The following is a 24,374-nucleotide window of genomic DNA, read 5'->3' as shown; positions in this document are numbered from 1 at the left end:
CCTTAAGTAAAAAAAGCCGGCCTCGCGGGCCGGCCTTGCCGAGGCGGCCAATCCCGATGCCTCAGGCCTCGAAAGCGCCGTGGCAGTGCTTGAACTTCTTGCCCGAACCGCAGGGGCAGGCCTCGTTGCGCGAGACGAAACCCCAGGTTGAGGGATCGTTCGGATCGCGCACGGGCGGCGACATTTCGTCGTCGCCGGTCAGCGGGTCCTCGTGATGGGCCTGCATCTCGGGCAGGTCCGGATCGGCCGGCGGCGCGTCGCGCACCAGCTCGACCCGCATCAGCTGCGAGGTGACGGCCTGGCGTAGGTTGCCGAGCAGCGTCTGGAACAGTTCGAAGGCTTCCGCCTTGTATTCCTGCAAGGGGTCGCGCTGGGCATAACCGCGGAAGCCGATGACCGAGCGCAGGTGGTCGAGATTGACGATGTGCTCGCGCCAGAGATGGTCGAGCGTCTGCAGCACGACCGAGCGCTCGACATAGGTCATGATCTCCGGCCCGAAGCGCTCGGCGCGCTCCGTCACCGCCGCATCGACCGCCGCCGTCAGGCGCTCGCGGATGTCGTCCTCAGCGATGCCTTCCTCGGCGGCCCATGCATCGACCGGCAGGTCGAGGTTGAAATATTGCCGCACGTCCTCCTTGAGGCCGGCGATGTCCCACTGCTCGGCATAGGCGCGCTCGGGGATGCGCCTTGCGACGACGTCCTCGATCACCTCGCGGCGCATGTCGGCGACGGTCTCGCTGACGTCCTTGGCGTCCATCAGCTCGATGCGTTGCTCGAAGATCACCTTGCGCTGGTCGTTGAGCACGTCGTCATATTTCAAAAGGTTCTTGCGGGTGTCGAAGTTGCGCGCCTCGACCTTCTTCTGTGCCCGCTCCAAGGCCTTGTTGATCCAGGGATGGACGATCGCCTCGCCTTCCTTGAGGCCCAGGCGCTGCAGCATCGAATCCATGCGCTCGGAGCCGAAGATGCGCATCAGGTCGTCCTGCAGCGACAGGAAGAATTTCGACCGGCCGGGGTCGCCCTGGCGGCCGGAGCGGCCGCGCAGCTGGTTGTCGATGCGCCGGCTTTCATGACGTTCGGTCGCGAGAACGTAGAGGCCGCCGGCGGCGAGCGCCTGCTGCTTCAGCCGCTGCACCTCCTGGCGGATGCGTGTCTCTGCTTCCGTCCGGTCGGGGCCGGGCTCGACGTCGGCGAGCTCGCGCTCGAGGCGCATGTCGAGATTGCCGCCGAGCTGGATGTCGGTGCCGCGGCCGGCCATGTTGGTCGCGATCGTGACCGCGCCCGGCACGCCGGCCTGGCTGACGATATAGGCTTCCTGTTCGTGGTAGCGGGCGTTCAGCACCTGGAAATCATCGAAGCCGTCGCGCTTCAGCAGCGCCGCGAGCGTCTCCGATTTCTCGATCGACGTCGTGCCGACGAGGACGGGCTGGCCGCGGCTGCGCGCATCCCGGATCTCGGCGATGATCGCCTTGTACTTCTCCTCGACGGTGCGGTAGACCTCGTCGTCCTCGTCGATGCGCTGGATCGGCAGGTTGGTCGGCACCTCGACCACTTCGAGGCCGTAGATGTTGCCGAACTCCTCCGCCTCCGTCGAGGCTGTTCCGGTCATGCCGCCAAGCTTCGCATACATGCGAAAATAGTTCTGGAAGGTGATCGAGGCGAGCGTCTGGTTCTCCGGCTGGATCTGCACGTGCTCCTTGGCTTCCAGCGCCTGATGCTGGCCTTCGGAGTAGCGCCGGCCCGGCATCATGCGGCCGGTGAACTCGTCGATGATGACGATCTCGCCGTTGCGGACGATGTAATCCTTGTCTCGGGTGAAGAGCTTGTGGGCCTTCAGCGCGTTGTTGACGTGGTGGACGATCGCGACATTCTCGATGTCGTAGAGCGTCTCGCCCTTCAAGAGGTTCGCCGCGCGCAGGAGGTTTTCGAGCTTCTCGGTGCCGACCTCGGAGAAGTTCGCCGAACGCTGCTTCTCGTCGATCTCGTAGTCGTCCGGCGTCAGCTGCGGGATGAAGGTATCGATCGTGTTGTAGAGTTCGGAGCGGTCGTCGAGCGGTCCGGAGATGATCAGCGGCGTGCGCGCCTCGTCGACCAGGATCGAGTCGACCTCGTCGACGATGGCGAAGAAATGGCCGCGCTGCACCATCTGGCCGCGCTCGTATTTCATGTTGTCGCGCAGATAGTCGAAGCCGAGCTCGTTGTTGGTGGCGTAGGTGATGTCGCAGGCATAGGCCGCGCGGCGCTCCTCGTCGGAAAGTCCATGGACGATGACGCCCGTGGTCATTCCGAGGAAGCCGTAGAGCCGGCCCATCGTCGCGCTGTCGCGCGTCGCCAGATAGTCGTTGACGGTGACGACATGCACGCCCTTGCCGGCGAGCGCGTTGAGGTAGACCGGCAGCGTCGCCACCAGCGTCTTGCCCTCGCCGGTCTTCATCTCGGCGATGGCGCGCTCGTGCAGGATCATGCCGCCCATCAGCTGCACGTCGAAGGGCCTGAGCCCGAGCACCCGCTTGGCCGCCTCGCGCACCACGGCGAAGGCGGGCGCCAAAAGGTCGTCCAGCGTCTTGCCGCCGGCGAGCTCGGCGCGCAACGCGGCGGTCCTTCCCTTCAGCGCCTCGTCGGAGAGGGCCGACATCTCGGCCTCGAGCGCATTGATCTCGGCGACACGGGAACGGTAGCTGCGGATGCGGCGGTCGTTCGCCGAACCGAACAGTTTGCGGGCAAGCCCGCCGAGGCTGACCATCCGGATGGTCCTTTCTCTGGTGCGTGTCGGCGTCCGGAGGTCACGTTTCAGCCGGCGATCGTCGCGCGCAATGCCTGAAAATGCCCGGAAACGGTTCTGGACGCGGGTTTGCGTGACAGATAAGAGGGGGGTCGAATGATGTCAACGGCATCGACCGGGACCCCAAGCTATCAAATGGCCACATTGTGATGATGTTGAGCCGGGCGGAACGCGGGGATCGGATCGCGCGGCACGACTGTGAAAGGTTTTGAACATGCTGAAATTTCTGAGGCTCGCCCTCGTGGCGTCGGTGGCCGTGGCCGGGCTTGCCGCGCCGGTCCTGGCCGAGGACAAGCCCGATCCGGTGGTCGCCACCGTCGGCGGCGAGGAGATCCGCCAGTCGGACATCGATCTCGCTATCACCGGGCTCGATCCGCAGCTCGCCCAGCTTCCGCCGGAACAGAAGCGCGTGGCCGCGCTCTCGGCCATGGTCGACGTCAAGCTGCTTGCCCAGAATGCCGGCAAGGAGGGGCTGGAAAACGATCCGACCTTCAAGCAGCGCATCGCCTATCTGACCGAGCGCGAGCTGCACAACGCCTATTTCAAGAAGCATGTCGTCGACGCCGTCACGCCGGAGCAGGTCAAGGCGCGCTACGACAAGGAGATCGCCGCCATCCCGGCGCAGGAAGAGGTGAAGGCCCGCCATATCCTGCTGAAGACCGAGGACGAGGCGAAGGCGGTGATCGCCGAGCTCGATGCCGGCAAGGACTTCGTCACGCTCGCCAAGGAGAAGTCGACCGATCCGAACAAGGACGACGGCGGCGACCTCGGCTATTTCACCAAGGGCCGCATGGTGCCGGAATTCGAGGCGGTCGCCTTCACGCTTGACAAGGGCGCCTATACGAAGACGCCGGTGAAGACCCAGTTCGGTTATCACGTCATCCTCGTCGAGGACAAGCGCCCGCAGGCGCCGCCGGCGCTCGAGCAGGTCGAGCAGCAGGTGCGCCAGCTCGTCATGCGCGACGCCTACATCGCGCTCCTCACCGATGCCCGCAAGGCTGCCGGCGTCGAGATTTCCGACCCGGCGCTGAAGAAGGCCTATGACGAGGCCAACGAGGAAAAGCCGGCGAACTGATCCGCCGGTCACACGCCCGTCACGCGCGGGATGAGAGAAGAGAATTGAGACGGGGCCGATCGGCCCCGTCGACCGTTGATCGAACCGCCGAGGACCAGATGTCGACCGCCGTTTCCCCGCTCGCCCCGAAACTTTATCCCGACATGCCCGTGCTGCGCGGCGTGCGCATGGCGACGGCGGCAGCCGGCATCAAATACAAGAACCGAACCGACGTGCTGATGATGGTCTTCGACCGGCCGGTGGCGGCGGCGGGCGTCTTCACCCGCTCGAAATGCCCCTCCGCGCCGGTCGATTTCTGCCGGGCGAACCTTGCCGGCGGCGTCGCCCGCGCCGTCGTCGTCAATTCCGGCAACGCCAATGCCTTTACCGGCCGGCGCGGCCGCGAGGCGACCGAGATGACGGCGCAGTCCGCCGCCGCCGCCGTCGGCTGCGCGACGGGCGAGGTCTTCCTCGCCTCGACCGGCGTCATCGGCGAGCCGCTCGACGCGACGAAGTTTTCCGGCGTGCTCGACCGCCTCAACGAAACGGCCAGCGGCGACTTCTGGCTGGAGGCGGCCAAGGCGATCATGACCACCGACACCTATCCGAAGGTCGCCACCGCGCGGGCGACGATCGGCGGCGTCGCGGTCACCATCAACGGCATCGCCAAGGGCGCCGGCATGATCGCGCCCGACATGGCGACGATGCTCTCCTTCGTCGTCACCGATGCCGACATCGCGCCGGCCGCGCTGCAGGCGATGCTCGCCGAGGGCGTCGGCCCGAGCTTCAATTCGGTCACCGTCGACAGCGACACCTCGACCTCCGACACGCTGATGCTGTTTGCGACGGGTGCCGCGGCCGAGGACGGGCAGGCGCGCATCGAGGAGGCGCAGGATCCGGCGGCCGCGGACTTCCGCCGGGCGCTCAACGCGCTCCTGCACGATCTCGCGCTCCAGGTGGTGCGCGACGGCGAGGGCGCGCGCAAGATGGTCGCCGTCACGGTCGAAGGGGCGGAAAGCGACGCGGCGGCCAAGCGCGTGGCGCTGTCGATCGCCAATTCGCCGCTCGTCAAGACGGCGGTCGCCGGCGAGGACGCCAACTGGGGCCGCGTCGTCATGGCCGTCGGCAAGTCCGGCGAGAGGGCAGAGCGCGACCGGCTGGCGATCTGGTTCGGCGACGTGCGTGTCGCCGTCGACGGCGAGCGCGATCCGGCCTATTCGGAAGCCGCCACGACGGCTGTTATGAAGGAGGAGGACATCACCGTTCGCGTCGATCTCGGCCTCGGCGCGGGGCGGGCCACCGTCTATACCTGCGACCTCACCAAGGACTATGTCGAGATCAACGGCGACTACCGGAGCTGACCGGGATGGGGCAGGGGGCCCCTCGCGCGAACCTTGCGACGGTGCGCCGGCTGGAGGCGGCCGGGTTTCGCGCCTGGCCGGCGCGCCAGTCGCTCTATGACGGCACCTGGCTGCTGCGGCTGACGCCGGATCACGCCTCGAAGCGTCTCAACTGCGTCAATCCGCTCGATCCCGCCGACGGTGCCGAGGCCGCTCCCCGGCTCGCCGAGGCGGCGCGGCGCTTCGCCGCTGCCGGGCAGGTGCTGACGGTGCGCCAGTCGCCGCTCGCGCCGGCGCCGCTCGTCGCGCATATGGCCGCGGCGGGCTGGCGGTCCTTTTCCGAAAGCATCGTCATGGCCGCCGATCTCGGCCGGGCGGAGCCGCCCGGCGGGGTCGACCTGCTGCCGGTGCGCGATCTCGACCGCTTCGCGGCGGCGCGGGCGCGAATCGAGGGCGAGGCCGACGGCGGCGCTGCGGCGATCGCCGCGGTCATCGGCCGGATCGAGGCGGAGACGGGGCTTTTCCTGCTCGACAACGACGCCTTCGGCCCGGCGGCCGTCTGCCTCCTCGTCCATGACCGCACCCTCGCCGGCATCCTCCAGCTCGCCGTCCATGCCGGCCTGCGGCGCCAGGGCACCGGCTCGGCCATCCTGTCGGCCGGGCTGCGCTGGGCGCGGCTGCGCGGCGCCGAGGCGGCGTGGCTGCAGGTCGATGCCGTAAACCTGCCCGCGCTCGCCCTCTACCGCGCCTTCGGCTTCGAGGAAATCTACCGCTACCGCTACTGGAGGCCCGCGCCGTGACCGATGCATCGAAAGACAGGAAGATCGTTCTCGTCGCGGCCTGCGCGCTGATCGACGCCGACGGGCGCGTGCTTCTGGCACAGCGCCCCGAGGGCAAGGCGATGGCCGGGCTCTGGGAGTTTCCCGGCGGCAAGGTCGAGCCGGGCGAGACGCCGGAGGAGACGCTGGTGCGCGAGCTTTCGGAAGAGCTCGGCATCGTCACCCGCGTCCCCTGCCTCGCGCCGCTCACCTTCGCCAGCCATGGCTACGACGATTTCCACCTGCTGATGCCGCTCTATGTCTGCCGGCGCTACGACGGGGTGGCGACGGGCCGCGAGGGGCAGGCGCTGAAATGGGTGCGGCCGCAGGCGCTGCGCGACTATCCGATGCCCGCGGCGGACGAGCCGTTGATCCCCTTTCTCCTCGACCTCCTGTGAGCCCGGCGCCGGTATCCGAAGAAATCCCGTCCGGGAATTAACCCCTCGTTTATCATTCCCGCGCATGATGGGTGCGTGAGGCTATCTGGCAACAGTTTCGACATGGATCGTCGAGACGGCCGGACGGGCCGAGGGCGGCCGGCGGACGGCCAGCTCCTCCCCCGATCGTGAGAGGCTGGGAATGGTGGACGAGGATTTCTGGAGAACGGTTCAGGAAAAGGACCTGGTCGCGGCGCAGTCGCGCCGCACGGGCGCGCTGAACCTCGCCCTGCTCTTCGGCACGGCGGTGATCGCCCTCAGCCTGATCCTGACGCCCATGCTGTCGTCGAAGGACGACAGTCTGTTCGCGCGGGCGCCGCTCGCCTATGACGACGTCGTCACGGGATCCGTGCCGAAGGACAGCGGCAAGACCTACACGATCCGCCGCAGCATTCTCGAGGAAACGCCGGGCGCCGTCTGCATCATCGACGGGGAAGGCAATTCCAGCGGCTGCTGAGGGGCGCCGGTCTGTCTGGCCGTGAATCTGTCTGGCCTTGAAGGAGCAGGGGCGCCGTGATGAGCATTCTTCGCCGACTGATCAGGGACCGCTCCGCGGCGACCGCCGTCGAATACGGACTTCTGACCGCGCTGATCAGCATCGCCATGATCAGCGGCATGACCGCGTTTTCGACCGAGATCCAGGCGGCCTTTGACGCGATCCGGGAAGCGATCGTCACCGCGCGCGACTGACGCCCGAAGCATGATCCGGCCGGAGCCAAGCGCGCTTCGGCACGATGACGCTGCGAAACAGAGCGTTCCGAGCGCCGTTCCGTGTCAGCCGGATCGAGCCGCGGCCTGCGGCATTTCCCGTAGAAGCGGGATCGCTTCGGCCTCGGACACTGCGACAAGAACAAAAGGTGAGAGCACGTTCGGTGAGCCGGTGGTCACCGAACGTGCTCTATCCGTCGTCCTTGAGTTTTTTCTCCACTGTCGACAGCGCGTCGGCCAGTCTGCGGCGGGCCGAGCCGGGACGCAGCGGCTTCTGCTGGCTCTCATGCGGCTTCCAGGCCGAGGCGTAGATGAACGAGAAGGTGGCGCGCACCCGCCCGTCGGCGTCGGAGTAACGCTCCGCATAGATCTCGGCCGCGCGCGCCAGCACGTCGCGGCGCAGCGGCCGCCGGCTTCGCGCGGCGAGCGGATTGCTCATGCCCATCGCCCTCAGGTCCGCCATCAGCGGGAAGAGGGAATCGTAGCGCACGGTGTGGTGCTCGGCATCGACGACCGGAAGCGCCAGGCCCGCCCGTTGCAGCAGCGCGCCGACCTCGCGGATGCCGGCGAAGGGGATGACGCGCGGGCTCGCGCCGCCGGTCAGTTCGGTCTCGGCGGCAAGCAGCGCGTCGCGCAGTTCCTGCAGCGTGCCGGCACCGGGGATCGCCGCGAGGAACAGGCCGTCGGGTGCCAGCGCCCGCGCCACCTGCACCAGCACCCCCGGCGTGTCGTTGGTCAGGTGCAGCGACAGCGGCGAGACGATCAGGTTGGCGCTTGCCGCGGGGAGCGGTACGGTGTCGGGGCGTGCGATCTCGACCGGGTCGTCGGCCGTGCCGAAGGCGGCGTCGGCCTCGATGCGGGTGACACGGCCGACCTTGCCGGACTGGCGCAGCAGCCGCGCCGTCAGTCCGGTATGGCCGTTGAGCTCGACAGCATGGTCGAAATGGCGCTCGACCACGCCGAGCCGCTCGACGAGTTCGCCGGCCGCCAGCCGCAGCAGGAAATCCTCGCCGCCAGCGCGGAGCGCCCGGCGCCGCCGCGCGGCGATGAAGCTCTGGTCAAACAGGATTTCCACGATAGTCTTCTCCAGGCGCGATGATGGCGAGCGAATGGGGCGATGACGGCGGGAAGTCAATCCATGGCCGGGGAAGACGGCGAAAAACCGGCGGCAGCCTCGCAGGCGGCGGCAGTGTTGCGCTGGCTCGCCGCCTGTCTCTATCCGCCGGTCTGTCCCGGATGCGGCCGGCTCACGGGCCGGCACAGCGCGCTCTGCGCCGGCTGCTGGCAGGAAATGCCCTTCATCGCCCGGCCCTATTGCGAGATCCTCGGCCTGCCCTTTGCCCGCGACCATGGCGAGGGTGCCGTGAGCCCGCTTTCGATCGCCGCGCCGCCGGTCTTCGACAGGCTGCGGTCGGCCGCGCTGCACGAGGGGGTGGCGCGGCGGCTCGTCCACGGGCTCAAATATCGCGACCGCACCGATCTCGTCGAGATGATGGCCGGCTGGATGGTGCGGGCCGGCGGCGACATCCTGCCCGCCTGCGACGCCGTCGTCGCCGTCCCCTTGCATCCGTTGCGGCTGATGGGTCGGAAGTTCAACCAGTCGGCCGAACTTGCCCGCTCGGTGGCGCGCCAGGCGGGCAAGCCTTTCCTCGCCGACGGGCTCCAGCGCCATCGCCACACGATGCGCCAGGTGGGCCTCGGCGCGCGCCAGCGGGCGGAGAACGTGCGCGGTGCCTTCGCCGTTCCGGCCGCGGCCGCGCCGGAGGTCTTCGGCCGGGCGATCGTCCTCGTCGACGACGTCTATACGACCGGCGCCACCGTCTCGGCCGCGACACGGGCGCTGAAGCGCGCCGGCGCGGCAAGCGTGGCGGTTTTGACCTTTGCAAGGGTGATGACGGCTCCTATATGATGGCGGTTGGACGAAACGGGGGCCGCGACAGGCGGCGGGATCGATGGCATCGGTGGATATCTATACGCGTCAGTTTTGCGGCTACTGCTCGGCGGCGAAGAAGCTGCTCGAGACCAAGGGCGTCGCCTTTGTCGAGCACGACGCCACTTATTCGCCGGAGATCCGCAAGGAGATGATCGCGCGCGCCAATGGCGGCTCGACCTTCCCGCAGATCTTCATCAACGGCACCCATGTCGGCGGCTGCGACGATCTCCACGCGCTGGAGCGCGCCGGCCGTCTCGATCCGCTGCTCGCCGCCTGAGGATCCCTGCCCATGCCCTTCGTCGCCGCCGCCATCCAGATGTGTTCGGGCACGCAGCCCGCCCGCAATATCGACGCGATGGAGCGGCTGGTGCGGGAGGCTGCATCGCAGGGCGCGACCTATGTGCAGACGCCGGAAATGACGGGTGCGCTCGTACGCGACCGCGCGGCGCTGAAGGCGATGCTGAAGGGCGAGGCGGAGGATCCGGTCGTCGCTGCCGCGCGTCGTCTCGCCGTCGAACTCGGCATCCATATGCATCTCGGCTCGACGGCGATCGCCGTCGAGGACGGCAAGGTCGCCAATCGCGGCATCCTGTTCGGCCCGGACGGGGCGCGGATCCTGGCCTACGACAAGATCCACATGTTCGACGTCGATCTCGACGGGGGCGAGAGCTGGCGGGAGAGCGCCACCTACCGGCCGGGAGAGACCGCCCGCATCGCGCGGACCGCGCTCGGCACCCTCGGCTTCGCCATCTGCTACGACCTCCGCTTTCCCGAGCTGTTCCGCCGGCAGGCGGTCGCCGGCGCCGAGGTGATGACGCTGCCGGCCGCCTTCACCCGCCAGACCGGCGAAGCCCATTGGGACGTGCTGGTCCGGGCGCGGGCGATCGAGAACGGCGCCTTCGTCGTCGCCGCCGCGCAGGGCGGCCTGCATGAGGACGGCCGCGAGACCTTCGGCCATTCCATGATCGTCGATCCCTGGGGGCGGGTGCTCGCCTCTGCCGGCGGCATCGGCGAGGCGGTCGTACTCGCCGAGATCGATACCGGCGCGGTGCAGGCGGCCCGCGCGAAGATCCCCAACCTCAGGAACGCCCGCGCCTTCGCGCTCGAGGACGTCGAAGCGCCGCGCCCGACGGGAGAGGCTGCGGCTTGATCCACTTCAGTCTCGCCTGCGACAACGGCCATGGCTTCGACGGCTGGTTCGCCTCCGGCGCGGATTTCGACGCCCAGTCCGAGCGCGGTCTCGTCTCCTGTCCCGTCTGCCAGTCGGCGCGGGTGCGGAAACGGCTGATGGCGCCGGCGGTGGCGGGCACACGCGAGCGCGAGGAGCGCCATGCGCTCGCCGTGGACGCCCAGCAGAGGGAGGCGCTCGGCAAGATCCGCGCCCTCGTCGCCGCCATCCGGGAAAATTCCGACGATGTCGGAGAGCGTTTCGTCGAGGAAGCGCGCCGCATCCATTACGGCGAGGCGGAGGCGCGCGGCCTAATCGGCAAGGCGACCATCGACGAGGCCCGGGAACTCAGCGCCGAAGGCATTTCCGTCGCGCCGCTGCCTTTTCTTCCGGACGACGTCAACTGAGAACGGCTCAGGCGGCCGGCCGGCGGGCGACCAGCATGTAGTTGACGTCCATATCCGGCGAGAGCGCCCAGCGGTTGGCGAGCGGATTGAAGAAGACGCCGGTTCGCGCCGTCACCTCCATGCCGCTTGCCGTGATCGGCCGTTCGAGTTCCTCCGGACGCACCAGCTTCTCGTATTGATGCGTCCCGCGCGGCAGCCAGCGCAGCAAGTATTCCGCGCCGATGATCGCGAGCGCTGCCGCCTTCATCGTGCGGTTGATCGTCGCGACGAACATCAGCCCGCCCGGTTTGACCAGGCTGGCGCAGGTCTCCATAAAGAAGCCGACATCGGCGACATGCTCGACCACCTCCATGTTGAGGACGATGTCGAAACGTTCGCCCGCCGCCGCCAGCGCCTCCGCCGTCTCCGCGCGATAGTCGACGGCAACGCCGCTGCCCTCGGCGTGGATCCGGGCGACGGCGATGTTCTTCTCCGAGGCATCGGCGCCGACGACGTCGGCCCCCATGCGCGCCATCGGCTCGGAGAGCAGCCCGCCGCCGCAGCCGATGTCAAGCAGCCGAAGGCCGCTCAAAGGGCGCGGGCCGTGCGGATCGCGGCCGAAATGGGCGCTGGCCGTGTCGCGGATATAGGCGAGGCGCACCGGGTTGAAGCGGTGCAACGGCTTGAACTTGCCGGTCGGATCCCACCATTCGGCCGCGAGCGCGGAAAACCTGTCGACTTCGCCCTGGTCGATCGTCGTGCGCGCCGTGTCGCTCATGAAAGGTCTCCTTTGCGTCGTCTTCGTTGAGTTGACCCTCGCCGCGCGGAAGTCAAGGCGCCACGATGCCGCTGTCTTCGGGCGTCGGGGCGGAAAAAGCGGGGCAACATTGCATCGGTCATTTCTCGCGTCTTGAAACGTGAACGCATTGATGCCTACATTTACCATACGATCCGGCGACGACTGCGGATCGTGATGTGCTTGTTTGGTCACTTGGAAAGGAAGACCCCTGACAACAGTACACGCCAAGGGAAACGCCTTCGGCGCCTTCCCGAAAAGCCCGGATCGCGGCTCCGACGCTGCCGATCGCGCGCTTCAACTGGTCCTTGAAAGCCTCGAGGACTCCAAGGCGGAAGATATCGTCACCATCGACATTGCCGGGAAATCCGCGCTGGGCGACTACATGGTCGTGGTCTCCGGGCGCTCTGGGCGGCATGTGTCGGCGATCGCCGACCATCTCCTGAGGGATCTCAAGGAGGAAGGGTTCGGGTCGCTGCGCGCGGAGGGCCTGGAAACGGGCGACTGGGTGCTGATCGACACGGGCGACATCATCGTCCATATCTTCCGGCCCGAAATCCGGGAATTCTACAACATCGAGAAGATGTGGGCGGCCCCGGATATGGAGGACGGCACGCTGCTGCATTGACGGCACCGTGCAATCCGTGAAGGACATGCTCCTGTGGCCGGATGACGGCATTCGACAGGGGGCGGACGAGGCATGCGGATCGGACTTTTTGCTGTCGGACGCCTGAAGGCGGGTCCGGAGAAGGACCTCGCGGCCCGCTATCTCGACCGTTTCGCCAAGGCCGGCCCCGCCGCGGGCCTCGACCTCTCCCGCGTGGTCGAGGTGGCGGAAAGCCGCGCCTCGAACGCCGAGACCCGCAAGCGCGAGGAGGCGGCTGCGCTCGAGAAGGCACTGCCGGACGGAAGCCTGCTCGTCCTGCTCGACGAACGCGGCAGGGCGATGGGGTCCGAGGATTTCGCCGGCCTGATCGGTGCCTGGCGCGACGGCGGCCGGCGCGACCTGATGATCGCCATCGGCGGCGCCGACGGGCTCGACTCGGCGCTCCATGCCCGGGCCGATGCCGTGGTCTGCCTCGGCAAGCTCACCTGGCCGCACCAGATTGTCCGCATCCTGATCGCCGAGCAGCTTTACCGCGCCGTCACCATCCTTTCCGGCCATCCCTACCATCGCGGTTGACGTTTCCTTCACGCGAATGTGCGCGAAGTCGGTCCGGCGCAAGCCTGATGCGGCAGCCTCTGCCGATTGGCATCCCCTGGCAAATCGGCGAGAATGCCCGATCTGACGCGGAACGCGCGTGAACGGGAAAGACATGGCGAAGCATCCGGCAAGGCGGATCAGGCGAAGAGATGCGCGTCCGCGCCCCGGCGCGGCGCTGCCGTCATGCCTTCTCGCCTGTCTCCTCCTCCTCGGCCTGCCGCTCGTGAGCCCGCTTCGGGCGCAGGAGCCGGTCGCGACGGCGCTTACGCCTGCCGATCCCGCCGCCGATCTCACCCGCAAGCGCGAAACGACGCGCCAGGAACTTGACGGCCTGTCGCAGACGATCACGCTGTCGCGCGAGCGCGCCGCGGCGCTCGAGGAGAGCATCGCCGATCTGGCGCGGAGCGCCGACGCGATGCGCGACGCGCTGGTGACCTCGGCGGCGAAACGGCGCGAGATCGAGGAGAAGATCGCTGCCGGCGAACTGCGCCTTGCCGACCTGCGCGGCCGCGAGCAGGCGGTGCAGCTGTCGCTGAAGGCCCGGCGCGGCCTTCTGGCCGAGGTGCTCGCCGCCTTGCAGCGCATGGGACGCAATCCGCCGCCCGCCCTCCTGGTGACGCCGGACGACGCGCTGTCTTCGGTGCGCAGCGCCATCCTGCTCGGTGCCGTCGTTCCCGGCATCCGCACCGAGACGGAGAACCTCGCCGCCGACCTCGCCATCCTCGCCAATGTCCGCCGCGAGATCGGCGCGGAACGCGCCTCGCTCGCCGCGCGCATGACCGACCGGCTTGAGGAGGAGCGGCGCATGACGCTGCTGATCGCGGAGAAGGAAAAGCTCGGACAGGAGAATGCCGAGGCGCTTGTCGCCGAGCGCCGCCGCGCCGAGGATCTCGCGGTCCAGGCGACCAGCCTCGAAGGGCTGATCGGCACGCTCGAAACCGAGATCGCCTCGGTCAGGCAGGCCGCCGCCGCGGCGCGGGCGGCGGAGGACGAGCGCCGCCGCATGACGCTCGCCGAGCGCGAGGCGGCGCGCGAACGCGCCAAGCGCGACGTGCCCGACAAAAACCGTATTGCACCCGCATATGCGTTCTCGGATCTGCAGGGCAAGCTCGCTTACCCTGCGGCTGGCGATGTGGTCTCGCGTTTCGGCGACATCGACGGGACGGAGCATCCCCTGCAGGGCATCATGGTGGCGACGGCACCCGGCGCCCTGGTGACGGCGCCTGCCGATGGATGGGTGGTCTATTCCGGCCGCTTCCGCAGCTATGGCCAGATGGTCATCCTCAATGCCGGCGATGGCTATCACATCGTTCTTTCCGGCATGGAGGGTGTCAGCGTCCGGCAGGGCCAGTTCGTCGTCTCCGGCGAGCCCCTGGCGGCGATGGGCGCCAAAAGAGTGGCGAGCGCCGCGGCTTTGGCGCTGGAATCGGACAGGCCGACACTTTACATTGAATTCAGGAAAGACGGTAAACCGGTTGATTCCCGACCCTGGTGGACCGCCGCACACACCGGAAAGGCACGCAATGATTCGTAGGGCTTCACTTGTTCTGGTCGGCGCACTGATGGGTGCCACCGCCATGAGCGTCGTCTACACGGCCACCGCTCCCGCCATCGCCGCCAATGCATCGACCTACCGCGAGCTGTCGATCTTCGGCGACGTCTTCGAGCGCGTCCGCGCCCAGTACGTGACGCCGCCCCAGGACGACAAGCTGATCGAGAACGCGATCAACGGCATGCTCTCCTCGCTCGATCCGCATTCGAGCTACATGAACTCCCGCGACGCCGAGGACATGCGCACCCAGACGCGCGGCGAATTCGGCGGCCTCGGCATCGAGGTGACGATGGAGGAGGATCTCGTCAAGGTGACGAGCCCGATCGACGACACGCCGGCCGCGCGCGCGGGCGTGCTTGCCGGCGACCTCATTTCGAAGATCGACGGCCAGGACGTGCGCGGCCTGAAGCTCGAGGAAGCGGTCGAGAAGATGCGCGGCGCCGTCGGCAAGCCGATCAAGCTCACCATCCTGCGCAAGGGCGCCGAGAAGCCGATCGAACTGACCATCGTGCGCGACGTGATCGCGGTGCGGGCCGTCAAGTTCCGCACGGAAGGCGACGTCGGCTATCTGCGCGTCATCTCCTTCACCGAGAAGACCTTCGAGGACCTGAAGAAGGGCATCGAGAAGATCAAGTCGGAGGTTCCGGCCGACAAGCTCAAGGGCTATGTCCTCGACCTGCGCCTCAATCCGGGCGGCCTGCTCGACCAGGCGATCAACGTCTCCGACGCCTTCCTGGAGCGGGGCGAGGTCGTGTCGACCCGCGGCCGCAACCCGGACGAGACGCGCCGCTTCAACGCGACGGCGGGCGACCTCACCGACGGCAAGCCGGTCATCGTGCTGGTCAATGGCGGTTCGGCCTCGGCCTCCGAGATCGTCGCCGGGGCGCTGCAGGACCTGAAGCGGGCGACCGTGCTCGGCACGCGCTCCTTCGGCAAGGGTTCGGTGCAGACGATCATTCCGCTCGGCGATGCCGGCGCGCTGCGCCTGACCACCGCGCTCTACTACACGCCCTCCGGCAAATCGATCCAGGGCACGGGCATCACGCCGGACATCAAGGTGGAGCAGCCGCTGCCGCCGGAACTGCTCGGCAAGGTGGAGGCTTCGGGCGAATCCAGCCTGCGCGGCCATATCCAGGGCCAGAACGAGACCGAAGAAGGCTCGGGTTCAATCGCCTATGTGCCCCCGGAAACCAAGGACGACCTGCAGCTGAACTATGCGCTCGACCTCCTGCGCGGCAACAAGACGGACCCGGCCTTCCCGGCCAATCCCGAAAAAGCGGAACTGAAGCCTTAAGGGCTGCGGTAAAGCCCCGCCGCGGTTCGGCCCTGGCGGGGCCACCCGATGCCGGCGCCGAGGGGGCGGCGGCCGGGATTTCTCGCGCTTTGGCGCAGGCATCTTGAGACGATGGACGTGAGACGATCGACTGGGGCCACTCTTGGGGACTGATCTCAACGCTCCGCTCGGGCAGAACCGTGCCGGCCGGCCGGGAAGCGGGCGGTCCTTTCCCCGGCCGTCGGCCCAACGCCTGCTTGGCGGCATCGCGGTCGCCGCACTTGCGGGACTGTCCGCCTATTCGGTGATCCGTACCGATCCGCTGCGTCTCTCCATGCCCGAAGCACCGGCGGTGGTGGCGGATGCCGGAGAGAAGGCGCCGGAGCGCCGTCCGTCCGACCGTGGCCGCAGGCAGCAGAATGGCGGCGCCAATGTCGAGACGATGCTGACCAATGACGGTTCGGTCGTGACGAAATATTCGCCGCGCGCCCGCGAGACGGGCGGGCCCGCCTTCCTCAAGGTCGGGCCTGTGCGCGGCCAGGATCCGCGCATGGCCGCCTTTCCGAACGAGGACCTGCTGGAGGAGACGCCGGACGGCCGGCTCCCTGTCGTCGGCCCGGACGGATTGCGGCCGATGGACCAGTATGCCCGGCCCTGGTCGGGCGCGCGCGGCACCCGCATCGCGCTCGTCGTCGGCGGGCTGGGCCTCAGCCAGACCGGCACGCAGAAGGCGATCCGCGACCTGCCGGCCGATGTGACGCTCGCCTTTGCCGCCAGCGGCAACAGCCTGACGCGCTGGATGCAGGAGGCCCGCCGCGGCGGCCACGAGATCCTGCTGCAGCTTCCGCTCGAGCCCTATGATTATCCGGACAACGATCCCGGCCCCGACACGCTGCTGGTCGACAGGCCGGCGCAGGCGACGCTGAAGACCTTCCGCGCCGCGCTCGGCCGCATCACCAACTATACCGGCGTGATGAACTATCTCGGCGGCCGCTTCCTCTCGGATGCCGATGCGCTGGAGCCGGTCATGCGCGATGTCGGCAAGCGCGGCCTGCTCTTCCTCGACGACGGCACCTCCGCCCAGTCGCTGTCGGGCACAGTCGCCGATGCGATCGACGTGCCGCACGGTTTCGCCGATCTCGTCGTCGACACCGACGTCAACGAGACGGCGATCCTGAAGCGGCTCGACGACCTGGAGCGGATCGCGCGGCGCAACGGCAGCGCCATCGGCGTTGCCTCCGGCTTCGACCAGAGCGTCAGGGCGATCACGCGCTGGATGGGTGAGGCGGAGGCGCGCGGCATCGAGTTCGTCGGCGTGGCGGCCCTCGTTAAGGATCCCGAGCAGCAGCCGTGAGCGGATGGCCGCTGGCGCCGGCGCGCCGGCGGTGCTATCGCCACGGACGCGATGCGTCGTTCGAGCGAGGAAACCGATGAGCAAGGCAAGGGTGCGCGCCGAGGATCTGCCCTATCGGCCCTGTGTGGGCGTCATGGTGCTGAATGCGGAAGGACTGGTCTGGGCCGGCCGGCGCATTCCGGACGGCAATTCGGAATATGACGGCTCGCCGCAGCTCTGGCAGATGCCGCAGGGCGGCATCGACAGGGGCGAGGATCCGCGCGCGGCGGCCTATCGCGAGCTCTACGAGGAAACCGGCATGCGCTCGGTGACGCTGATCGCCGAGGCGCCGGGCTGGATCAACTACGACCTGCCCGAACCGATGATCGGCATCGGCCTCAAGGGAAAATATCGCGGCCAGACCCAGCGCTGGTTCGCCTTCCGCTTCGAGGGCGACGAGAGCGAGATCGCCATCAACCCGCCGCCGGGCGGTCACGAGGCGGAATTCGATGCCTGGGAGTGGAAGCCGATGGCCGATCTTCCCGGCCTGATCGTGCCCTTCAAGCGCAAGGTCTATGACGAGGTGGTGGCCGCCTTCGCCCATCTTGCCGGCCGCTGATGCCGGCCGTTCAGAAGTCCACCTCGAGCTCGACGATCTCGTCGGGCTCCGCCACCGCGCCCTCGGTCCATTCGCCAAGCAGCGGCCAGGAAAAGACCGTCTCGCAATAGGCGGCGAGCTTCGGTTCCAGGTCCACGGCATAGGTGCGGAAGCGGGTGCAGACAGGGGCATACATCGCGTCCGCAACGGTCGGCGCCGCGCCGAACAGCCACGGGCCGCCGCTCGCCTCCAGGCATTCGCTCCAGATCGCCTTCACCCGCTCGACGTCCGGGCGCGCGCCGGAAAAGATCTTGAAGCGCTCGTGGCGCGCCTTGAGGTTCATCGGCAGCGCCGAGCGCAAATTGTGGAAGCCGGAATGCATTTCGCCGGAAACGGACCGGCAGCGGGCGCGCGCCACCGCGTCCTTCGGGAAGAGCCCGGCCTCGGGCGCGATCTCGTGCAGATACTCGGCGATCGCCAGCGTGTCCCACACCGTCACCGTCCCATGCGTCAGGCGCGGCACGAGCACGGAGGGCGAGAGCAGCAGCAGTTCCTGCCGGGCCTGATCGGTCAGCTCGACCAGCACTTCGGCGAAGTCGAGCCCGGCCATGCGGCAGAGCAGCCATCCGCGCAGCGACCAGGAGGAGTAGTTCTTCGAAGAGATCGTCAGTGTCGCCCGGCTCATCGCGTGCTGCTCCTCATCAAGCGGAAGGATTGCGCCCGGCATCTTCTCCGATCGGCATGGAGATTGCACTAGCATTTTTTGCATCGCCACATATTCTGTCGCGATGCGGGAGACCACGCGATGCTCTACCATGCCTATCAGTTCCAGGACGACCTGATCGCCCCGCTGCGCGACGGGGCGAGCGTGATGCGCGGCCTCTGCCGCTCTCTTCTTTGGCACTTTGGCGAGGATCAGGCCCGCCGCGCCACCGCCGCGCTGGAAATGGTCTCGCGCTTCCGGCTGACGCATGAGCGGCCGGATTTTACCATCCGCCCGGTCCGGATCGGCAACCGCGACGTGCCGGTGACGGTGGAGACAACGCTGTCGCTGCCCTTCGGCCGGCTCCTGCATTTCGTCGCCGACGTCGACACGCCCCGGCCGCGCATCCTCGTCATCGCGCCGCTCTCCGGCCATTTCGCCACGCTTCTGCGCGGCACGGTGCAGACGCTGATGCGCGACCATGACGTCTACATCACCGACTGGGCGAATGCCCGCGACGTGCCGGTTTCTGCCGGGCGTTTCGGCATGGACGACTATGTCGACTACGTCATCCGCTTCCTGGAGGAGATCGGGCCGGGCGCCCATATCCTCGCCGTCTGCCAGCCCTGCGTCCAGGGGCTCGCGGCGGTCGCCGTCATGTCGGAGGAGAAGCATCCGGCCACGCCGCGCACGATGACGCTGATGGCGGGTCCGATCGACCCGCGCGAAAGCCCGACCGAGGTCAACGAACTCGCCGTGTCGAAGTCCCTCTCCTGGTTTAAGGCGATGCTGATCAGCCGCGTGCCCTGGCGCCATGCCGGCGGCGGGCGGCGCGTCTATCCGGGCTTCCTGCAGCTGACCGCCTTCATGATGATGAACATGGACCGCCACGAGACGGCGCACAGGAAGCTCCATGACCATCTGGCGAAGGGCGAGGCGGCGGAGGCGGAGAAGATCAAGTCCTTCTACGACGAGTATTTCGCCGTGCTCGACCTGACGGAGGAATTCTACCTCGAGACGATCGACCGGGTGTTCCAGAAGGCGGAGCTTGCCACCGGCGCCTTCACCCATCACGGCCGCCCGGTCGATCCGGGCCAGATCCGCAACACGGCGCTTTTGACCGTCGAAGGGGGGCGCGACGACATCTGCGCGCTTGGCCAGACCTCGGCCGCCCACGACCTCTGCCGCTCGCTGCGCCCGCACCTGAAGCGCCACCATCTCCAGGCCAATGTCGGCCATTATGGCGTCTTCAACGGCCGGCGCTGGGAACAGGAGATCTACCCCGTGGTGCGGAACATGATCCTGGCGATGGAATAGCGCGTCGCGACGGCGGACCGCGCGTCCCCGTTGCCGAAGGGCGGCAAAATTGTTATAGGGCGGCGATGGAGTCCAAATTCGGATTGAACGCGCGCCATGTCGTCGTGCTGCAGGATCACAAGCGCCTGCCGGCCCGCTTCTTCGCGCGCGTTTCCGGCGCGCTCAACAGCCGGATCGGCTGACGGCGCTGCCGTCGCCGGCGGCCCTTCCGGCACGCATCCATTCTCTCAAAGACATCACGGGATGAAACGCCATGAGCGCACCGCGTACACTCTATGACAAGATCTGGGACGATCACGTCGTCAGCCGCCAGGACGACGGCACCTGTCTTCTCTACATCGACCGCCACCTCGTGCACGAGGTGACGAGCCCGCAGGCCTTCGAGGGCCTGCGCATGGCCGGCCGCAAGGTCCGCCATCCGGAAAAGACGCTCGCCGTCGTCGACCACAACGTGCCGACCTCGCCGGACCGCAAGACCGGCATCAAGAACGAGGAAAGCCGGATCCAGGTCGAGGCGCTGGCGAAGAATGCCGCCGATTTCGGCGTGGAATACTATTCCGAGAACGACATCCGCCAGGGCATCGTCCACATCGTCGGCCCCGAGCAGGGCTTCACCCTGCCGGGCATGACCATCGTCTGCGGCGACAGCCACACCTCGACGCACGGCGCCTTCGGCGCGCTCGCCCACGGCATCGGCACGTCGGAGGTCGAGCATGTGCTCGCCACCCAGACGCTGATCCAGAAGAAGGCGAAGAACATGCTGGTGCGCGTCGACAACCGGCTGCCGCCGGGCGTCACCGCCAAGGACATCATCCTCGCCATCATCGGCGAGATCGGCACCGCCGGCGGCACCGGCTACGTCATCGAGTTCGCCGGCGAGGCGATCCGCGCTTTGTCGATGGAAGGCCGCATGACCATCTGCAACATGACGATCGAGGGCGGCGCCCGCGCCGGCCTGATCGCCCCGGACGAGACGACCTTCGCCTATGTCAAGGACAAGCCGCGCGCGCCGAAGGGTGCTGCCTGGGACATGGCGCTCGACTACTGGAAGACGCTGACGACCGACGAGGGCGCCCATTACGACCGCGTCGTCGTGCTCGACGCCGCCAACCTGCCGCCGATCGTCTCCTGGGGTTCGTCGCCGGAAGACGTCATCTCGGTCCAGGGTGCGGTGCCCAATCCCGACGACATCCAGGACGAGGTCAAGCGGGCGTCGAAATGGCGCGCGCTCGACTATATGGGCCTGAAGCCGGGCACGAAGATCACCGACATCGCCGTCGACCGCGTCTTCATCGGCTCCTGCACCAATGGCCGCATCGAGGACCTGCGCGCCGTCGCCAAGGTGGTCGAAGGCAAGTCCGTGGCGCCGACCGTCGATGCGATGATCGTTCCGGGCTCCGGCCTCGTCAAGGAACAGGCGGAAGCCGAGGGCCTCGACGTCATCTTCAAGGCCGCCGGCTTCGACTGGCGCGAGCCGGGCTGCTCCATGTGCCTTGCGATGAACGACGACCGGCTGAAGCCGGGCGAGCGCTGCGCCTCGACCTCGAACCGCAATTTCGAGGGGCGCCAGGGCTTCAAGGGCCGCACCCATCTCGTCTCGCCGGCCATGGCCGCCGCCGCCGCGATCGAGGGCCATTTCGTCGACATCCGCGACTGGGCCTGACGCGACTGGATCTGGGTTTTCGCGACGCCGGGGCGGCCTTCGCCCCGGCGTCGTCGGCATTGTCTTTGCCGCAGGCTCCTGCGCCGAGGCGACACCGCCTCGGTGGGCCGGACGCTGAAACGTGTCGCGATCTTTCAGATTCGCTCCTACGGTTTAGGTCTTTGTTTTACGCGTGTCTTTTCGCAAAGCTGCTGCACACCTTTGCGAGACACGCTTTAACGCGTGACGCGCACCAGCGTGCCGCGTGCCATCGCCCGGATCAGCCGTTTCATCGCCGGGAGGCTGACGGCGATGCAGCCCTCCGTCGGCCGGTAGCCGTCGCGGGCGATGTGGAAGAAGATCGCCGATCCGCCATCACGCTTCCGCGAGGTGATGTTCCAGTCCATGACGAGGCAGATATCGTAGAGCGCGTCGTCGCGCATCAGCCGCTCGTGGCTCGGGGCGAACGGCGCCGTGACCGGCCGGTTGTAGGCGCCGTGCCGGGGCGCGTCGCACCAGAGCATGCCGGCGCGGATCGGCCGCATCGGCAGCGCGGTCTGCGGCCGCGGCGTCCGGTCTCCGCGATAGTAGCCGCAGAGGAGCCGCATCGCGGCAAGCGGCGTCGCCCCGTCGCCCTCGCGCTTCGTCGCGCCGATGCCGGAGCGGCCGATCGCGGCGCGTTCGACCCGGCCGTTAAGGATGACGAGTGCCTCGGTGCGGCTTCCGGGCTTTGCGCGGACGAGGAGGGTGCGGCGCGGTCTGGGCCCGGCTTTCAGCGGTCTGCTCACAGAATTTTGCCTTGTCCGTGATGGAAATTTCGAAGGATAGCACGCAGATGACAGGGCGACGCAAAAGCCGCCGCGCGTGGAAAGCGGTTTGGCTTTGCCGGCGCCTGCGCTACTGTGCCGCCCGAGAACCGTTCAAGGATACGCGATCATGACGTCCCGGACCATCCTTCTCGTCGACGATGACGAAGACCTGCGCGAGACGCTGGTCGAGCAACTGTCGCTCTACGAGGAATTCGACATCCTGCAGGAGGCGACGGCGACGAAGGGCATGGCGACGGCGCGCTCCCGCCAGATCGACCTGCTTGTCATGGATGTCGGCCTGCCGGACATGGACGGGCGCGAGGCGGTCAAGCTCCTGCGCAAGGGCGGCTTCAAGCCGCCGATCATCATGCTGACTGGCCACGACACCGATTCCGATACGATCCTCGGGCTGGAGGCGGGCGCCAACGACTATGTGACGAAGCCGTTCCGCTTCGCCGTTCTGCTCGCCCGCATCCGGGCACAGCTGCGCCAGCACGAGCAGAGCGAGGACGCCACCTTCTCCGTCGGTCCCTACACGTTCCGGCCCGGCCAGAAGCTGCTGACGCTGGAGAACGGCCAGAAGATCCGGCTGACGGAGAAGGAGGCGGCGATCATCCGCTACCTCTACCGCGCCGACCAGAAGGTCGTCACCCGCGACGTGCTGCTGGAGGAGGTCTGGGGCTACAATTCCGGCGTCACCACCCACACGCTCGAAACCCATGTCTATAGGCTGCGGCAGAAAATCGAGCGCGACCCTTCCAATGCCGAGATTTTGGTGACAGAAAACGGGGGTTACAAGATCATTCCCTAGGGTCTATTGACAAAATGCGAGAGCCATATCGGATATGAGCGAAAGCATGGCAGCAGCGCCAGTGGAAACTGATGAGTACAAGGAAGTTCTCTACGTACTCGGGTTGGTATTTGTAGAAATAAGAGTGACCGAAAGCCTATCGAAGGCACAAGCCCTTGCCGATGTCTTTCACAATGTCCCCGCCATGATGAATCGGCATTTCGGCCTGGAGGCGATCATGGCGGAGATTGATCAAAAGTCCGCTCGTCATGGTTGTGGACGAATGGTTTCGGCGCTTTTCGAGACGGCTTACAAAAAAAGCGGACGGTGTCTGTGACGGTTTTGTCAATGGAACCTAGAGCACAATCTGATCGGCGCAGAGCGAGAATCGACGGGATCGTGGTTTTGAAAAAGCTTCCCGGCGCGCAGGGAGGGCGGTCCCCGTGTCGCTGAACGACGATATCGCCCTGCTCGCCAGCCTGCCGCTCTTCGCCGATCTCGGCGGCGACAAGCTGCGGCTGATCGCGTTTGGCGCCGAGCGCCGACGGGTCGCCGAGGGGCAGGAGCTCTTTCGCGAAGGTGCGCCCGCCGACTGCGCCTATGCGATCGCCGCCGGGCGCTTCCGGCTGACGCGGGCCGACCGCAGCGGCCGGGAGGTGGAGACGGGCATCGTTTCGCGCGGCACGCTGCTCTCCGAACTGGCGATGATTTCCGTCGTCGAGCGCAAGGCGACCGCCACCGCGCTGGAGGACGGCGAGGTGCTGCGCATCAACCGGCCGCTCTTCCACCGCATGCTCGAGGAATTCCCCGATGTCGCGACGCTGGTCGACCGGCGCATCCGCGACAATCTCGCCGGCATGATCGCGCGTGCCGGCGCGATGGCCGGCCGTTTCGCCTGAGGTTCCGTCGCCCGAGATGCGTCAGAGGCTGAAGCGGGCGATGACGGGCACGTGGTCGGAGGGGCGTTCCCAGCCGCGCGCCTCCTTCAGGATCTCGACGCCCGCAAGTTGGGCGGCGAGGTCTGCCGACGACCAGACATGGTCGAGACGGCGACCGCGATCGGCCGCCTCCCAGTCCTTGGCGCGGTAGCTCCACCAGGTGTAGAGCCGCTCCGGCTCCGGCCAGTGCCTTCGCATCAGGTCGACCCAGCCGCCCCCGGTCATCACGGCAATCAGCCCTTCCGTTTCCACCGGCGTGTGGCTGACGATCTTCAGGAGCTGCCTGTGCGACCAGACATCGCTCTCGTAGGGCGCGATGTTGAGGTCGCCGACGAGGATCGACGAGACGCCGGCCTCGGCTTCGGCATGGAGGAGCTTCATCTCGTCGATGAAATCGAGCTTGTGGCCGAATTTCGCGTTGATCGTCCGGTCCGGCTCGTCGCCGCCGGCCGGTACGTAGAAATTGTGCAGGCGGATCGTCTTTCCGCCCCAGGCGAAACCGACCGAGAGGTGGCGCGCATCGCCGACGCCGCAATAGTCGCGCCGCTCGGTCAGTTCATGCAGCGGCAGGCGGGAGATCGTCGCCACGCCGTGATAGCCCTTCTGGCCGTGGATGGCGATATGCGGATAGCCGAGCGCCTCGAAGGCCGCGCGCGGAAACATCGGATCGGCGCATTTCGTCTCCTGCAGGCAGAGGATATCGGGCTGGCGCGTCAGGATGAGATGCTCGACGATCGGCAGGCGCAGCCGCACGGAGTTGATGTTCCAGGTGGCGATGGAAAGCGTCTGCATC

The 24,374-nt window shown here is 67.4% G+C and carries 27 protein-coding genes; 21 read left to right on the top strand and 6 right to left on the bottom strand.

Going from position 1 to position 24,374, the window contains the following annotated elements; translation table 11 throughout:
• Positions 1-61 precede the first annotated feature (61 nt).
• A complete protein-coding gene (gene secA, locus ACEVQ6_RS10165) occupies positions 62-2,743 on the bottom strand; it encodes a preprotein translocase subunit SecA (RefSeq protein ID WP_374888850.1) in 2,682 nt (893 codons plus the stop codon).
• Between the two features lie 253 nt (positions 2,744-2,996).
• On the opposite strand from secA, the gene ACEVQ6_RS10160 reads away from it, so the two are divergent.
• The 6 genes from ACEVQ6_RS10160 to ACEVQ6_RS10135 all read left to right on the top strand — a co-directional run bounded on the left by ACEVQ6_RS10160 (position 2,997) and on the right by ACEVQ6_RS10135 (position 7,121).
• Complete coding sequence (locus tag ACEVQ6_RS10160; RefSeq protein ID WP_374888848.1) at positions 2,997-3,857, top strand: peptidylprolyl isomerase; 861 nt, start codon at positions 2,997-2,999, stop codon at positions 3,855-3,857.
• A 98-nt stretch (positions 3,858-3,955) separates the two neighbouring features.
• Positions 3,956-5,197, top strand: a complete 1,242-nt coding sequence (gene argJ / locus ACEVQ6_RS10155) for a bifunctional glutamate N-acetyltransferase/amino-acid acetyltransferase ArgJ (RefSeq protein WP_374888847.1) — start codon at positions 3,956-3,958, stop codon at positions 5,195-5,197.
• 5 nt (positions 5,198-5,202) lie between these two features.
• A complete protein-coding gene (locus tag ACEVQ6_RS10150; protein ID WP_374888846.1) occupies positions 5,203-5,976 on the top strand; it encodes a GNAT family N-acetyltransferase in 774 nt (257 codons plus the stop codon).
• Entirely contained in the window at positions 5,973-6,392 is a 420-nt protein-coding gene (locus tag ACEVQ6_RS10145) for a (deoxy)nucleoside triphosphate pyrophosphohydrolase (protein ID WP_374888845.1), read from the top strand. The genes ACEVQ6_RS10150 and ACEVQ6_RS10145 overlap by 4 nt, the downstream gene beginning before the upstream one ends.
• Positions 6,393-6,573: 181 nt before the next feature.
• Complete coding sequence (locus tag ACEVQ6_RS10140) at positions 6,574-6,888, top strand: hypothetical protein (RefSeq protein WP_374888844.1); 315 nt, start codon at positions 6,574-6,576, stop codon at positions 6,886-6,888.
• A gap of 59 nt (positions 6,889-6,947) precedes the next feature.
• The gene (locus tag ACEVQ6_RS10135; RefSeq protein WP_374888843.1) at positions 6,948-7,121 is read left to right on the top strand and encodes a Flp family type IVb pilin; all 174 of its coding nucleotides are present in this window, start codon (positions 6,948-6,950) and stop codon (positions 7,119-7,121) included.
• A 208-nt stretch (positions 7,122-7,329) separates the two neighbouring features.
• Here the strand turns inward: ACEVQ6_RS10135 and ACEVQ6_RS10130 are convergent, their stop codons facing one another.
• A complete protein-coding gene (locus tag ACEVQ6_RS10130) occupies positions 7,330-8,214 on the bottom strand; it encodes a class I SAM-dependent methyltransferase (protein WP_374888842.1) in 885 nt (294 codons plus the stop codon).
• A gap of 63 nt (positions 8,215-8,277) precedes the next feature.
• Here ACEVQ6_RS10130 and ACEVQ6_RS10125 point away from each other — a divergent pair, with 63 nt between their 5' ends.
• The 4 genes from ACEVQ6_RS10125 to ACEVQ6_RS10110 are packed head-to-tail and all read left to right on the top strand — an operon-like array spanning position 8,278 to position 10,647.
• On the top strand, positions 8,278-9,048 hold the full coding sequence (locus ACEVQ6_RS10125; RefSeq protein WP_374888840.1) for a ComF family protein: 771 nt from the start codon (positions 8,278-8,280) through the stop codon (positions 9,046-9,048).
• Between the two features lie 43 nt (positions 9,049-9,091).
• Positions 9,092-9,349: a glutaredoxin 3 gene (grxC, locus tag ACEVQ6_RS10120; RefSeq protein WP_374888838.1), complete on the top strand. Its 258-nt coding sequence runs from the start codon at positions 9,092-9,094 to the stop codon at positions 9,347-9,349.
• A 12-nt stretch (positions 9,350-9,361) separates the two neighbouring features.
• On the top strand, positions 9,362-10,222 hold the full coding sequence (locus ACEVQ6_RS10115; RefSeq protein ID WP_374888837.1) for a carbon-nitrogen hydrolase family protein: 861 nt from the start codon (positions 9,362-9,364) through the stop codon (positions 10,220-10,222).
• Positions 10,219-10,647 carry a DUF1178 family protein gene (locus tag ACEVQ6_RS10110; protein ID WP_374888835.1) on the top strand — a complete coding sequence of 143 codons (429 nt, stop codon included), beginning with the start codon at positions 10,219-10,221 and terminating at the stop codon, positions 10,645-10,647. Before ACEVQ6_RS10115 ends, ACEVQ6_RS10110 begins: the two co-directional genes overlap by 4 nt.
• A 7-nt stretch (positions 10,648-10,654) precedes the next feature.
• Here ACEVQ6_RS10110 and ubiG read toward each other — a convergent pair whose 3' ends face one another.
• Positions 10,655-11,404: a bifunctional 2-polyprenyl-6-hydroxyphenol methylase/3-demethylubiquinol 3-O-methyltransferase UbiG gene (ubiG, locus tag ACEVQ6_RS10105; protein WP_374888834.1), complete on the bottom strand. Its 750-nt coding sequence runs from the start codon at positions 11,402-11,404 to the stop codon at positions 10,655-10,657.
• Between the two features lie 205 nt (positions 11,405-11,609).
• Here ubiG and rsfS point away from each other — a divergent pair, with 205 nt between their 5' ends.
• The 6 genes from rsfS (at position 11,610) to ACEVQ6_RS10075 (ending at position 17,403) form a co-directional block, all read left to right on the top strand.
• Complete coding sequence (gene rsfS / locus ACEVQ6_RS10100) at positions 11,610-12,050, top strand: ribosome silencing factor (protein ID WP_374888833.1); 441 nt, start codon at positions 11,610-11,612, stop codon at positions 12,048-12,050.
• Between the two features lie 72 nt (positions 12,051-12,122).
• The gene (rlmH, locus tag ACEVQ6_RS10095; protein WP_374888832.1) at positions 12,123-12,605 is read left to right on the top strand and encodes a 23S rRNA (pseudouridine(1915)-N(3))-methyltransferase RlmH; all 483 of its coding nucleotides are present in this window, start codon (positions 12,123-12,125) and stop codon (positions 12,603-12,605) included.
• 133 nt (positions 12,606-12,738) lie between these two features.
• Complete coding sequence (locus ACEVQ6_RS10090) at positions 12,739-14,160, top strand: murein hydrolase activator EnvC family protein (protein WP_374888908.1); 1,422 nt, start codon at positions 12,739-12,741, stop codon at positions 14,158-14,160.
• Positions 14,150-15,472, top strand: a complete 1,323-nt coding sequence (locus tag ACEVQ6_RS10085) for a S41 family peptidase (protein ID WP_374888831.1) — start codon at positions 14,150-14,152, stop codon at positions 15,470-15,472. The genes ACEVQ6_RS10090 and ACEVQ6_RS10085 overlap by 11 nt, the downstream gene beginning before the upstream one ends.
• Positions 15,473-15,614: 142 nt before the next feature.
• A complete protein-coding gene (locus ACEVQ6_RS10080; RefSeq protein ID WP_374888830.1) occupies positions 15,615-16,805 on the top strand; it encodes a divergent polysaccharide deacetylase family protein in 1,191 nt (396 codons plus the stop codon).
• A 76-nt stretch (positions 16,806-16,881) separates the two neighbouring features.
• Positions 16,882-17,403 carry an RNA pyrophosphohydrolase gene (locus ACEVQ6_RS10075; protein WP_374888828.1) on the top strand — a complete coding sequence of 174 codons (522 nt, stop codon included), beginning with the start codon at positions 16,882-16,884 and terminating at the stop codon, positions 17,401-17,403.
• A gap of 10 nt (positions 17,404-17,413) precedes the next feature.
• Here ACEVQ6_RS10075 and ACEVQ6_RS10070 read toward each other — a convergent pair whose 3' ends face one another.
• The gene (locus ACEVQ6_RS10070; RefSeq protein ID WP_374888827.1) at positions 17,414-18,067 is read right to left on the bottom strand and encodes a glutathione S-transferase; all 654 of its coding nucleotides are present in this window, start codon (positions 18,065-18,067) and stop codon (positions 17,414-17,416) included.
• Between the two features lie 120 nt (positions 18,068-18,187).
• Between ACEVQ6_RS10070 and ACEVQ6_RS10065 the strand changes: the two genes are divergently transcribed.
• A complete protein-coding gene (locus ACEVQ6_RS10065; protein ID WP_374888826.1) occupies positions 18,188-19,402 on the top strand; it encodes a polyhydroxyalkanoate depolymerase in 1,215 nt (404 codons plus the stop codon).
• A gap of 253 nt (positions 19,403-19,655) precedes the next feature.
• Positions 19,656-21,065, top strand: a complete 1,410-nt coding sequence (leuC, locus tag ACEVQ6_RS10060; RefSeq protein WP_374888825.1) for a 3-isopropylmalate dehydratase large subunit — start codon at positions 19,656-19,658, stop codon at positions 21,063-21,065.
• A 215-nt stretch (positions 21,066-21,280) separates the two neighbouring features.
• On the opposite strand, the gene ACEVQ6_RS10055 is transcribed toward leuC, so the two are convergent.
• A complete protein-coding gene (locus ACEVQ6_RS10055) occupies positions 21,281-21,832 on the bottom strand; it encodes a L,D-transpeptidase family protein (RefSeq protein WP_374888824.1) in 552 nt (183 codons plus the stop codon).
• 148 nt (positions 21,833-21,980) lie between these two features.
• On the opposite strand from ACEVQ6_RS10055, the gene ACEVQ6_RS10050 reads away from it, so the two are divergent.
• From ACEVQ6_RS10050 to ACEVQ6_RS10040, 3 genes are all read left to right on the top strand, one after another.
• Positions 21,981-22,664, top strand: a complete 684-nt coding sequence (locus ACEVQ6_RS10050) for a response regulator transcription factor (protein ID WP_374888823.1) — start codon at positions 21,981-21,983, stop codon at positions 22,662-22,664.
• A gap of 46 nt (positions 22,665-22,710) precedes the next feature.
• Complete coding sequence (locus ACEVQ6_RS10045) at positions 22,711-22,980, top strand: hypothetical protein (RefSeq protein ID WP_374888822.1); 270 nt, start codon at positions 22,711-22,713, stop codon at positions 22,978-22,980.
• A gap of 106 nt (positions 22,981-23,086) precedes the next feature.
• Entirely contained in the window at positions 23,087-23,542 is a 456-nt protein-coding gene (locus ACEVQ6_RS10040; RefSeq protein WP_374888821.1) for a cyclic nucleotide-binding domain-containing protein, read from the top strand.
• Positions 23,543-23,563: 21 nt separating this feature from the next.
• Here the strand turns inward: ACEVQ6_RS10040 and ACEVQ6_RS10035 are convergent, their stop codons facing one another.
• The gene (locus tag ACEVQ6_RS10035; protein WP_374888819.1) at positions 23,564-24,373 is read right to left on the bottom strand and encodes an exodeoxyribonuclease III; all 810 of its coding nucleotides are present in this window, start codon (positions 24,371-24,373) and stop codon (positions 23,564-23,566) included.
• Between the last annotated feature and the right edge of the window lies 1 nt (position 24,374).

The sequence above is a fragment of the Ensifer soli genome (assembly GCF_041928815.1).
GTDB lineage: Bacteria > Pseudomonadota > Alphaproteobacteria > Rhizobiales > Rhizobiaceae > JBHFEI01.
This window is presented reverse-complemented; position numbering and strand designations above follow the sequence as displayed.

Excerpts from the sequence above, each read along its gene's own strand:
- ACEVQ6_RS10140 (WP_374888844.1), top strand. The coding sequence starts at position 6,574 with ATGGTGGACGAGGATTTCTGGAGAACGGTTCAGGAAAAGGACCTGGTC.
- ACEVQ6_RS10045 (WP_374888822.1), top strand. The coding sequence starts at position 22,711 with ATGGCAGCAGCGCCAGTGGAAACTGATGAGTACAAGGAAGTTCTCTAC.
- ACEVQ6_RS10065 (WP_374888826.1), top strand. The coding sequence starts at position 18,188 with ATGCTCTACCATGCCTATCAGTTCCAGGACGACCTGATCGCCCCGCTG.
- ACEVQ6_RS10125 (WP_374888840.1), top strand. The coding sequence starts at position 8,278 with ATGGCCGGGGAAGACGGCGAAAAACCGGCGGCAGCCTCGCAGGCGGCG.
- ACEVQ6_RS10075 (WP_374888828.1), top strand. The coding sequence starts at position 16,882 with ATGAGCAAGGCAAGGGTGCGCGCCGAGGATCTGCCCTATCGGCCCTGT.
- ACEVQ6_RS10150 (WP_374888846.1), top strand. The coding sequence starts at position 5,203 with ATGGGGCAGGGGGCCCCTCGCGCGAACCTTGCGACGGTGCGCCGGCTG.
- ACEVQ6_RS10070 (WP_374888827.1), bottom strand. The coding sequence starts at position 18,067 with ATGAGCCGGGCGACACTGACGATCTCTTCGAAGAACTACTCCTCCTGG.
- rlmH (WP_374888832.1), top strand. The coding sequence starts at position 12,123 with ATGCGGATCGGACTTTTTGCTGTCGGACGCCTGAAGGCGGGTCCGGAG.
- ubiG (WP_374888834.1), bottom strand. The coding sequence starts at position 11,404 with ATGAGCGACACGGCGCGCACGACGATCGACCAGGGCGAAGTCGACAGG.
- leuC (WP_374888825.1), top strand. The coding sequence starts at position 19,656 with ATGAGCGCACCGCGTACACTCTATGACAAGATCTGGGACGATCACGTC.
- ACEVQ6_RS10115 (WP_374888837.1), top strand. The coding sequence starts at position 9,362 with ATGCCCTTCGTCGCCGCCGCCATCCAGATGTGTTCGGGCACGCAGCCC.
- ACEVQ6_RS10135 (WP_374888843.1), top strand. The coding sequence starts at position 6,948 with ATGAGCATTCTTCGCCGACTGATCAGGGACCGCTCCGCGGCGACCGCC.
- grxC (WP_374888838.1), top strand. The coding sequence starts at position 9,092 with ATGGCATCGGTGGATATCTATACGCGTCAGTTTTGCGGCTACTGCTCG.
- ACEVQ6_RS10090 (WP_374888908.1), top strand. The coding sequence starts at position 12,739 with ATGGCGAAGCATCCGGCAAGGCGGATCAGGCGAAGAGATGCGCGTCCG.
- ACEVQ6_RS10035 (WP_374888819.1), bottom strand. The coding sequence starts at position 24,373 with ATGCAGACGCTTTCCATCGCCACCTGGAACATCAACTCCGTGCGGCTG.
- ACEVQ6_RS10160 (WP_374888848.1), top strand. The coding sequence starts at position 2,997 with ATGCTGAAATTTCTGAGGCTCGCCCTCGTGGCGTCGGTGGCCGTGGCC.
- secA (WP_374888850.1), bottom strand. The coding sequence starts at position 2,743 with ATGGTCAGCCTCGGCGGGCTTGCCCGCAAACTGTTCGGTTCGGCGAAC.
- argJ (WP_374888847.1), top strand. The coding sequence starts at position 3,956 with ATGTCGACCGCCGTTTCCCCGCTCGCCCCGAAACTTTATCCCGACATG.
- ACEVQ6_RS10050 (WP_374888823.1), top strand. The coding sequence starts at position 21,981 with ATGACGTCCCGGACCATCCTTCTCGTCGACGATGACGAAGACCTGCGC.
- ACEVQ6_RS10085 (WP_374888831.1), top strand. The coding sequence starts at position 14,150 with ATGATTCGTAGGGCTTCACTTGTTCTGGTCGGCGCACTGATGGGTGCC.